Origin of the sequence: Yoonia sp. (assembly GCF_046498525.1) — a bacterium.
Classification (GTDB): Bacteria; Pseudomonadota; Alphaproteobacteria; order Rhodobacterales; family Rhodobacteraceae; genus Yoonia.
Genome location: NZ_JAWOAN010000124.1, coordinates 1 through 9,464 on the forward strand (window position 1 = coordinate 1; position 9,464 = coordinate 9,464).

At 58.3% G+C, this 9,464-nt stretch carries 13 protein-coding genes; 5 read left to right on the forward strand and 8 right to left on the reverse strand.

What is annotated here, in order from left to right; all coding sequences use genetic code 11:
- A partial coding sequence (locus R6T97_RS08600; RefSeq protein WP_410348879.1) for a PDR/VanB family oxidoreductase occupies positions 1-765 on the forward strand: 765 nt, incomplete at its 5' end.
- Here R6T97_RS08600 and R6T97_RS08605 read toward each other — a convergent pair.
- A complete protein-coding gene (locus R6T97_RS08605) occupies positions 762-1,040 on the reverse strand; it encodes a DUF3572 domain-containing protein (RefSeq protein WP_410348880.1) in 279 nt (92 codons plus the stop codon). The genes R6T97_RS08600 and R6T97_RS08605 overlap by 4 nt on opposite strands.
- 96 nt (positions 1,041-1,136) lie before the next feature.
- On the opposite strand from R6T97_RS08605, the gene R6T97_RS08610 reads away from it, so the two are divergent.
- Entirely contained in the window at positions 1,137-2,528 is a 1,392-nt protein-coding gene (locus tag R6T97_RS08610; protein ID WP_410348881.1) for a diguanylate cyclase, read from the forward strand.
- Here R6T97_RS08610 and R6T97_RS08615 read toward each other — a convergent pair.
- From R6T97_RS08615 to R6T97_RS08630, 4 genes are all read right to left on the reverse strand, one after another.
- A complete protein-coding gene (locus R6T97_RS08615; protein WP_410348882.1) occupies positions 2,517-3,011 on the reverse strand; it encodes a periplasmic heavy metal sensor in 495 nt (164 codons plus the stop codon). The genes R6T97_RS08610 and R6T97_RS08615 overlap by 12 nt on opposite strands.
- On the reverse strand, positions 3,001-3,357 hold the full coding sequence (locus R6T97_RS08620) for a hypothetical protein (RefSeq protein WP_410348883.1): 357 nt from the start codon (positions 3,355-3,357) through the stop codon (positions 3,001-3,003). Before R6T97_RS08620 ends, R6T97_RS08615 begins: the two co-directional genes overlap by 11 nt.
- Entirely contained in the window at positions 3,341-3,937 is a 597-nt protein-coding gene (locus R6T97_RS08625; RefSeq protein WP_410348884.1) for an RNA polymerase sigma factor, read from the reverse strand. The genes R6T97_RS08620 and R6T97_RS08625 overlap by 17 nt, the downstream gene beginning before the upstream one ends.
- A gap of 73 nt (positions 3,938-4,010) precedes the next feature.
- Positions 4,011-4,478, reverse strand: coding sequence for an EF-hand domain-containing protein (locus R6T97_RS08630; protein WP_410348885.1), 468 nt, complete (start codon positions 4,476-4,478; stop codon positions 4,011-4,013).
- A gap of 178 nt (positions 4,479-4,656) precedes the next feature.
- On the opposite strand from R6T97_RS08630, the gene R6T97_RS08635 reads away from it, so the two are divergent.
- Positions 4,657-5,046 carry a DUF983 domain-containing protein gene (locus R6T97_RS08635; protein ID WP_410348886.1) on the forward strand — a complete coding sequence of 130 codons (390 nt, stop codon included), beginning with the start codon at positions 4,657-4,659 and terminating at the stop codon, positions 5,044-5,046.
- Positions 4,997-5,734 carry an NUDIX hydrolase gene (locus R6T97_RS08640; protein ID WP_410348887.1) on the forward strand — a complete coding sequence of 246 codons (738 nt, stop codon included), beginning with the start codon at positions 4,997-4,999 and terminating at the stop codon, positions 5,732-5,734. Before R6T97_RS08635 ends, R6T97_RS08640 begins: the two co-directional genes overlap by 50 nt.
- Before the next feature lie 12 nt (positions 5,735-5,746).
- Here the strand turns inward: R6T97_RS08640 and R6T97_RS08645 are convergent, their stop codons facing one another.
- Positions 5,747-6,634, reverse strand: a complete 888-nt coding sequence (locus tag R6T97_RS08645) for a fatty acid desaturase (protein ID WP_410348888.1) — start codon at positions 6,632-6,634, stop codon at positions 5,747-5,749.
- An 83-nt stretch (positions 6,635-6,717) separates the two neighbouring features.
- Between R6T97_RS08645 and R6T97_RS08650 the strand changes: the two genes are divergently transcribed.
- Positions 6,718-7,578, forward strand: a complete 861-nt coding sequence (locus R6T97_RS08650; protein WP_410348889.1) for a helix-turn-helix domain-containing protein — start codon at positions 6,718-6,720, stop codon at positions 7,576-7,578.
- Here R6T97_RS08650 and R6T97_RS08655 read toward each other — a convergent pair.
- Together R6T97_RS08655 and R6T97_RS08660 are read right to left on the reverse strand one after the other, a co-directional pair.
- Complete coding sequence (locus R6T97_RS08655; protein WP_410348890.1) at positions 7,575-9,035, reverse strand: carnitine 3-dehydrogenase; 1,461 nt, start codon at positions 9,033-9,035, stop codon at positions 7,575-7,577. The two genes, R6T97_RS08650 and R6T97_RS08655, sit on opposite strands and share 4 nt — an antisense overlap.
- Positions 9,036-9,038: 3 nt before the next feature.
- Entirely contained in the window at positions 9,039-9,182 is a 144-nt protein-coding gene (locus R6T97_RS08660) for a hypothetical protein (RefSeq protein ID WP_410348891.1), read from the reverse strand.
- Positions 9,183-9,464 lie beyond the last annotated feature (282 nt).

Below are 9,464 nucleotides of genomic sequence, written 5' to 3' on the forward strand. Positions count from 1 at the left end.
AGCAAATACCAGATCGCGGTCTTGCGCGAAGATGCAGGCCGCGGCGGGTCAAAGCTGATGCACCGGATCTTCGCAGAAGGACGGCGGGTCTTTATCTCGCGCCCGATCAACCACTTTCCCTTGGTCGAGGACGCATCGAAAACGCTTCTGATGGGGGGCGGGATTGGCATCACACCAATGATTGCGATGGCACATCGGCTGCATGCAATCGGGGCAGATTTTGCCCTGCACTACAGTATGCAGCGTCGCGCGGATGCCGGTTTCCTTGATGATCTGGCGCAGGTGCCGTGGGCCGACAAGGTCAATCTGCATATCTCTGATGAAGGCACGCGGGCCAATTTTGTGGCCCTCACCCGCTACGCACCCGGGGCGCATATCTACACCTGCGGACCTGATGCCTATATGGCCGCTGTGATGGACGCGGCTGCGGCGAACGGATTTCCCGAAGATGCCCGACATCTGGAATATTTCGCCGTTCCCGAACTGCCCGACTATGAAAACCACCCCTTCACACTGATCCTTAATGACGGGCGTGAACTGGCAGTCGCGGCTGATCAAACGGCCTCAGATGCACTCAATGCGGCGGGCGTCCATGTCGATGTGAAATGTGCGGACGGGCTGTGTGGTGTCTGCAAATGCGGATTGCTTGAAGGGAGCGTTGAGCATCGGGACTTCGTTTTGTCAAAGGCGCAACGCAAAACCGGGATCATCCTGTGCCAAAGTCGCGCCGCAGACGCGGGCGGTCGGATCAGGATCGACCGCTAGGTCCAATGTACGCTTTCCGCCCCCGGCAAGGCATAGCGTGCGCGCAAGGGCTGGTCATAGGCCAGCCCGATGCTGTCACAGAATGAGACGACCCATGCGTCATCCATCGTGATGAATTCCAGAACGGCGGCTTGAAACGCAGGATCGGTGGCCCGTTCTCTCAGGTCGTCAACGGACCCGCCTGACGCACCCAGGAAGACCGGACATAATTCATCATCGGCAGCGAGCCACGCCAACCCTTGCAGGGCAATTACCTCGGCTTGTTCTTGTTGCATACGATTGCCTTAAACTATCGGAAACCGTTTCTTAACCATTGACCTGGTAAATGTCTGCATGAAAGAGGGCCAATGGCTCCAGGATAGGGGCAAGAAATGCCAGGTCGTATATTGATCGTAGATACTGTCGCTACAAACAGAATCGTTTTGAAAGTGAAAATGCTTGCGGCACAGTTTGCCGTGGACGTTTGTGCGACAAAGGCCGAAGCGGTCAGTATTATTGCAGATAATCGTCCCGACCTGATCCTGCTCAACCTGTCCGATGCCGTCGCAGACCAACACAGCCTGTGCCTTGACCTGCGCCGCACGCCAGATACGTCCACTATTTCCATCATTGCAGTAGGCGTCGCAGACACATCCAGAGCGCGGTTCGCGGCCCTTGATGCCGGGGCGGATGATGTCCTTCCACATCCGGTGAACGACGCGCTCTTGCTCGCAAGAATACGAAGCCTGCTGCGGGTACGCAGCACCAGCGAAGAACTTCAATTGCGCGAAGGTACAAGCCGCGCGCTTGGCTTTGAAGAACATAAAGCCGGATTTGACGGTGCCGCCAAGATCGCGGTGTTGTCTTTGCTTACCTCGGGGCAGAACGCCCTCGTGACAGGCTTGCGCAAGGGCTTGCGCAACACGATCCATAGCATGCTGCCGCATGATGTGTTGAGGTCCGGAGCAGGACAGTCAGCCTACGACCTCTTTGTTATTGATGCCGGCGAGGCTGCGGTTGGTCAAAGCGGGCTCTTTGGCCTCGTGTCCGACTTGCGCGCACGCGCCCAAACCCGGCTGGCCATGCAACTGGTCGTTGTTCCTGCCGACAAACCGGAAATTGCCGCGATGTTTCTTGATCTGGGCGCGGATGACGTCGTGCCCCACACCAGCGACGCCGCCGAGATCACCCTGCGTGCCAAACGATTGATTGCGCGCAAAAGGCAGCACGACAAATTACGCGATACCGTCCGGACCGGTTTGAATGCGGCGGTCACCGACCCGCTGACGGGTTTGTTCAACCGGCGCTATGTCGAACCTCATCTGGCGCGCTTGGCGGATCAGTCACGCAAATCCGGTCGTGAATTGGCAGTGATGATGATCGACATCGATCATTTCAAAGCTGTGAACGACGGCTATGGTCATGCTGCTGGCGACAAGGTGTTGATCGAATTGGCCGACAGGTTGCGCGAAAATCTGCGTGCGGTCGATCTGGTCGCGCGCATGGGTGGTGAAGAATTTCTGGTTGCCATGCCGGGCACGTCCGTCACCGATGCACGGCTGGCTGCTGACCGGCTCCGCGCATTGGTGAACACGACCGCGTTCAAACTGGCCGATGACCAGCCACCGATCAAGATCACCGTCTCTGTGGGGGTCGCCGTCAGTGGGCGGATCAAGGCGGAAGCATCCGCAATCAACAAAATCTGTGCGCAGGCGGACAAGGCGCTTTACGCCGCCAAATCCGCCGGCCGCGATCAGGTCGCGATGAGCAAATCAGCCGCCTGACGCAGGTTCGCGCGACCCTCCGGCCCGTGACAGCTCTTCCATGACCTGATCTGCAAAGGCACGCCGGCGTTCCGGGGTCATTGCAATGATCTGATCCAGCGTGGCCGCCTGCGCTTTGGCTTGAATCCCTTCAATATCGGCCGCTTGTTCTGCCATCAAGGCCCGCAATGCGTCGGGGTCGAACGGCTCTGCCTTGAGGGCTTCAACCACGCCATTCATCCGTTCCCGAAAATCCATACCGCGCAAACCGCGATCCTCGCGCAAGCTGCGCCTGACGGCGCGGCGCTCTTGGGGTTCAAGCGCGCGCGCGATTGGACCGATCCCCAGATCAAAGCTGCGCAGCGGCCCGTCTCCTGCACGCCCTGACACGACCGCCCCGGTGACCATTCCCGCGATTGCCAGATTAAGCGCGAGTGACAAGACCAACACAATCCGCCACAAACGAACGGGACGTGAAGCGGGCATCTTGCCTTCAGCCATCATCCAGCACTCCTACATCAAGCAGCAGGTCTGCTGAAAACAGGCTAATGTTGACTTCATCCCCAAGCACGGTTGCAGTCAGATCTTCCACCGATGATGGCGGTGCAACACCAACCCAAATGCCCGCAACAGTCGCCGCAGCAAGGCTGCTGGCAGCGGGCCATCCCCCGACAACATCCAGCATACGCCCCCATAGCCCCATCTGAGGGGTCGGGACAGCAGCGGGCCGAGGTTGCATTGCGCTTGCATCCGCCAGCACACGCGCCATCAGGTCATCGCTTGGTGCAGACGTTTCACGCCGCGCCTGCGCGAATAGATCGTCGAGCATGTCATCATTCGGGTTCGTCATCGTCATACCCCAGTTCTGCCTTTCGCCCTGCCATAAGATCGGCAAGGGCGCGTTTTCCACGCGCTGTGAGACTTTCCACGGACCGCACGCTGATGTCCATGATTTGCGCAATTTCCGGGTTCGCCAGCCCTTCGAGGTGTCGCAATGATACCGCTTGCGCCTGCCGGGCGGGCAATTGCGCCAATGCATCCGAAAGGGCCGTCATGCGGGCTTGCGTTTGCATCTGCGCCGCAACACTCGGCGCGCCGTCCGGCGGATCGGCCATCTGGTCCAGCGACACGCCACCGCGCCGTTTGCGCAACCGGTCCGTGCAGAGATTTGCCACCACACGGTAGAGCCATGTCCCAACCTGCGCCTCGCCCTGCCGCCAGTCCGGTGCGATCTTCCACAACCGTATCATGGCGTCTTGGGCGATATCCTCGGCCTCGGTGCGGTTGCCCAGCATCCGCGTCGCCTGCGCCAGAACACGCGGCAAAAGGCGCACCGTCAGATGCCGCGCCGCCTGCCCATCGCCATTGGCGTATGCGACCAAAAGCGCCTCGTCCGGGGCGCCCGCGAAAGGATCTGACGATGCGTTCATTCGTGAAAGTGCTAGCCAATTTCAACCCAACAGGCAATTGGCAGGGCATGAAGCATCCCCTGCCAACCACTGCTTAGCCCCGATCCTTTGAGCCGTGACCACGCCCTTGGCCGTGCCGTTCGCCCATACGCATTTTGGCTGCATCAAATTCCTCGGCCGAGATGGTGCCGTCACCATCGGCATCGACACGGTCAAACATCCGTGCAGCACGGTTTTCTGCGCGTGTCGGCATTTCCTCTTGCTGCAAGAGGCCATCACCATCGTCATCAAATCGCGAGATCATCATCGCTGCGCGGTCGGCCGCACGGGCAGCGGCGGCTGCTGACAGCTCCTCTGCCGACAACGCGCCATCACCATTTGCATCCATTTCGGCAAAGCGTGCCTGACCGCGTGATTGCATTTCTTCCAGCGTCAAGGCTCCATCACCGTTCAGGTCCAGCGTCGCAAAGTCGGGACGTTCGCGGTGGTTCTCTGCCTGTGCTGCACCTGCCGCCAATACAACGCCTGAAAGAAGCGCAGCGGTCATCATCCTGATCTTCATTTTCGTATCCTTTTTCAAATTGGCGCAGCGTTTTGCGCTGCTGACCTTCCTTGAACGGGGTACGCGGGATTTTCCGTCGCGGGGTTTTCAGAAAAATTGCATAGCTGCCATTCCGCGCACCCCCTTTTCAAAAGCGTATCAATACGCCATGTGAAAAGGGACACGATGGAGCAAACCTATGGCCAATGCCGAATTCCAAATAGACGATCGCCCAACCAAGCCCGCTGTCATGCGCGGCTTGCAGTGCAAGTGCCCCAACTGTGGTGAGGGCAATCTTTTCACGCGCTATCTCAGGGTCGCGGACAATTGCCCACAGTGCGATGAAGCGCTTTTTCATCACCGCGCCGATGATGGCCCAGCCTATCTGACGATCCTGCTAGTCGCTCATATTCTGGGGTTCGTGATCCACTTTATGTGGGTGCAATTCCGGCCCGAACCTTGGGTCATGGCAACCTCTTTGACCATTGGCGCGGTTGCGCTCTCGCTCTTTCTTTTACCGCGTATGAAGGGCATGGTCGTTGCCATTCAATGGTCGCGCAGGATGCACGGGTTCGGTCACAACGGCTGAGGGTAGCCACATCGACAAATCTGGAATCAGAGATGCCGCGACCATCATCGTGTTGCGCGATACAGGCACCCGGCCCTCGGTTCTGATGGGCCAGCGTGGTGCGCGTGCGGCCTTCATGCCGGGCAAGTTCGTTTTCCCCGGAGGAGCCGTTGACGCCAATGATGCGACCGTTCCGGCAACGCCGCTGACCGCTTTGGATGAAACGCGCCTTACCAGCGAAAGTGGCGTGTCGCCGACCGCCCTCGCAGCCGCCGCGATTCGCGAGCTATGGGAAGAAACCGGGCAGGTGCTTGGCCATCCGGGCGCGTGGGCCGACCCCCCCCAAGGCTGGCGCGGCTTTGCAGCGTCCGGCCATATCCCGCACGCAACGGCCCTTCAGTTCTTTTTCCGTGCCGTCACGCCCGCAGGCAGGCCCCGCCGTTTTGATGCGCGGTTCTTTCTGGCGGATGTCGCCCAGTTGCAAACTGACCCTGACGATTTTTCGAATGCCGAAGATGAACTTGCGCACCTGCAGTGGGTCCCTTTGGCGGACGCCCGCCAATTCGACCTACCCTTCATCACCCAGATTGTTCTGGCCGAACTGGTCAGCCACATAAAACATGGCGGCCTTCCCGTCAGCGTGCCGTTCTTTCGCAATGATGACGAAGCCCATCTGGTCAGTCGCTTGGATGGGCGCAGCCCGCTATAGCTAAAAGAACCCTTAGCGCCGCCGGAGCGGATGTACGACCGGATCTTTGGCTGTCCAAAGGTACTTGCCGATCACTTCGCGGTATGAGGCAAAATAGTAGCCGCCGTTGCGCCGCAGATAATGATCCTTGCGAGCGCGATAAAGTGCAGGCAGCGCGTACCACGCGACGCGCGGATGCATGTGATGCACGACATGCAGGTTGTTGTTGAGAAAGAGGAAGGCAAAGATACCGCCTTTTTCAACAATGACACTGCGCCCGCTGGCACGCTCATGTGCTTGATGTTCAAGAAATGTGCGCAGCTTAAGTACTGACATCGCTGCATAGGCGGCAATCAGATAGGCCCATAACGGCATGGGCGACGCGGCAATTACGGCAATCACCGCAACCATTGCCGGTATATGGATCAACCATCCACGCACAACTTCTGCATCACGTTTGCGCCACTCGGAAACTACAAAGGCAATGGTTCCGAGCACAGGACCAAGCGTCAGCCGCCCCGCCACCGTGTTGTTCATCCGCAGAACCGCTTGCACCACATGCGCCAGTTGCTCCCACGTGCCGGCATCCAGATAGTTGCTCTCTGGATCATCGAAGGGATCGGTGATCACCTCGTCGTGGTGATGCGCCAGATGGGTTGCTTTGTAGCGGGCGTAGGGAATGACCAAAACCAGCGGTGGCCATATGATCAGGTCATTGAGCCATTGGTGCCGGAACGGATGGCCGTGGATCGCTTCGTGCTGCAGTGAAGCATGCAATGCGATGACCAGCGCCGCGAGTGGCATGCCCGCCCACAGCGGCAAATGCCAGAGTGCAAGCCCCCATGCGCAGTAGCAGGTCGTGATCAGTGCAAGTGTAGGCCACTCGATCTGCGCGAGTGATCCGTCAGTATTCTGTCCCATGCATCAGTCATTAGGCGATCCGGTACGGTTCCACCATTTAGAGAGTAGTTCACAAAACCATCAAAAGGTGATTAAATGATCTTATGTTTACAATTATGGACAAAAGAGAGCGGGCAGAAATCTTCCGCGCACGCTTGCAGGCCGGAATGGTACAGGCCGGGATCACGCAAAGCGCACTGGCCCGCCAAGCACGTGTTGATCGCTCGACCCTGTCACAACTGATCAAGGACGACGGGGCGCGTCTGCCCAACGGGCAGCTTGTGGCAGCTTGCGCTGCCGTTCTCGGGGTCAGCGCGGATTGGCTTTTAGGTCTGTCCGACCGCCCCGAGCAGGCCCATGACCTTGTGGCAAGTGCCATCACCATGACCCACGCTCCCCGCGCCTTGGTCGATGAACAGATTTTTGCGTGGCATCAGGAAGCAGAGGGTTACAAAATACGCCACGTTCCAGCGGGCCTGCCGGATATGCTCAAGACCGATGACATTCTGCGATGGGAATACGCCCCGTCACTTGGCAAGACGACCGAGCAGGCGATGGGGGCAAGCAATGACAGGCTGGAATGGATGCGCAATGCGCGGTCGGACTACGAGATCGCAATCCCGCTGTCCGAGATCGAGAGCTTTGCGCATGGCGAAGGCTACTACCGAGACCTTTCACCCGCCATGCGCAAACCCCAGTTGGAAAAACTGCGCGACCTGCATGCGCAGTTGTATCCTGCCTTACGGATACATTTCTTTGACCAACGCAAACTCTATTCCGCGCCCGTGACTGTTTTTGGGCGGCTTCTTGCCGTGATCTATATTGGCCAGAATTATCTTGTGTTCCGCGACACTGATCGTGTCACGGCCATTACAGCACATTTTGATGAACTCGTCCGCGCCGCCAGCGTCAGCCAACGGGACATTGGCACGTACCTTGATCAGTTGATCGCGACGATAGGCTAGCCCCGCACGCCAATCGCTTTGCCCGCGCCAACGGGTATTGGCAGTGCTGCATGGGCCGCAGCAACCTTTGCCAATAGACCCGCCACCTGCGGCGCAGGATCAGAAGCCTTGCGCGTCTCCAGGCTCACGTGGATCAGCATATGCTCACCCGTTGCCAGTTCACGATCACCGTCAAACATGCGGTGAAAAACATGCAGCCTTTTGCCCGCCCCGTTCAGAACCTGCGTTTCAACGCGAATAACAGTCCCTGCGCGGACCTCATCAATATGCCGGATATGGGTTTCTGCGGTGAAATAACTGCCACCCGTCGCGATATAGTCCGCATCGCAGCCCACAAGCATCATCAACCGGTCGGTCGCATCGCCGAAGGCCTGCAAATACCGCGCCTCGTTCATATGACCGTTGTAGTCGGTCCAATCGAGCGGCACCGCACGTTCCAAAGTCACAATCGGCTTGCTCAGGTCTTCGGGGAGTTTCACTGTTCCTTCTACCCGGCGATCCTGTTCGTTCAGCAACTTTCCAGCGCCCCAGTCCTGCGCCTTGAGGCCGCGCAGAATGGTGACAAGGTTGTCGTCACGTGTGCGCTCGAGTTCGCGGATGGTATAATGGCCGGACTGCGCGTCGGACTGGTTCGCGACAGCGTCGATCAATTCATCCGTCAGTTCCGGCACATCCATCAACTTGGTCCACGGCCACTCGAGACAGGGGCCGAACTGTTCGATGAAGTGGCGCATCCCCGCTTCACCACCGGCAATCCGGTACGTCTCGAACAGGCCCATCTGCGCCCAGCGCAGGCCAAAGCCATAGCGGATCGCGTTGTCGATTTCCTCGGTCGTGGCGATGCCATCCTTGATTAGCCAAAGGGCTTCGCGCCAGACCGCCTCTAGGAAACGATCGGCGATATGCGCGTCAATCTCGGCGCGGACATGCAAGGGGTACATGCCGATACCCGTCAGGATATTCTTGGCGCGGTCCACTATTTCGGGCGCTGTCCGGGCGCTTGGGACCAGTTCGACCAGCGGCAGCAGATAGACCGGATTGAACGGATGCGTCACCACGATCTGTTCGGGCCGCGTGGCGCAACCTTGCAGTTGCGATGGTTTGAAACCGCTGGTCGAGGACCCGATGACCGCATCTTTCGGGCAGTGTTCCTGCAACGTCTGATAGACCTTGCGCTTCAACTCCAGCCGTTCGGGGACGCTTTCCTGCACCCATGCCACGCCTGTTACCGCAGCCGACATCGTGTCGTGAAAGCTCAGACGTCCTTCGGCAGGCAATGCGACATCGGACAGCCCCGGCAAAGACCGGCGCGCGTTGTTCAGGACTTCGGCAATCTTGCGCTCGGCTTCTGGATCAGGGTCAAAGACCCGCACATCCCACCCCATCAACAAGAATCTTGCAGCCCAACCGCCACCAATCACACCACCGCCAATGATGGCTGCCGTCTGTCTTGTCATGTCTTAACCTGCAGGTTTGTCATCGGGATGGTCAAATTCGTCCGCCGGAACGGGTTCGCGGCGGATCGTCGGATCACAGGCGACCATTGCTGTATTGCTGTCACGGATGATCAACCCACCCCGCGCACGGCAGTCTTCAAAGGACATGCGGTTCCCGAACTCCAAACAAATACTTGTTCAGGAAAACGATTACATCAGGGCGGGTACTTCCCTCTCCGACGGGGCAACAACCCCTTCCGACATCCTTGGTATTAAAGGGCCCACCGCCGTTCAGGAATATATCCTTAACGAGGTGCAGGACGTGTACCGGATGCAGGGGGTGATAAAAACCTTTTACAGTATAGCCGCAGATTTCTGCTAATTCAAACATTGCTTCGCCATATGTACCTGCACCAATTATATAAATATCCTTATTAGCCATTCAATTTG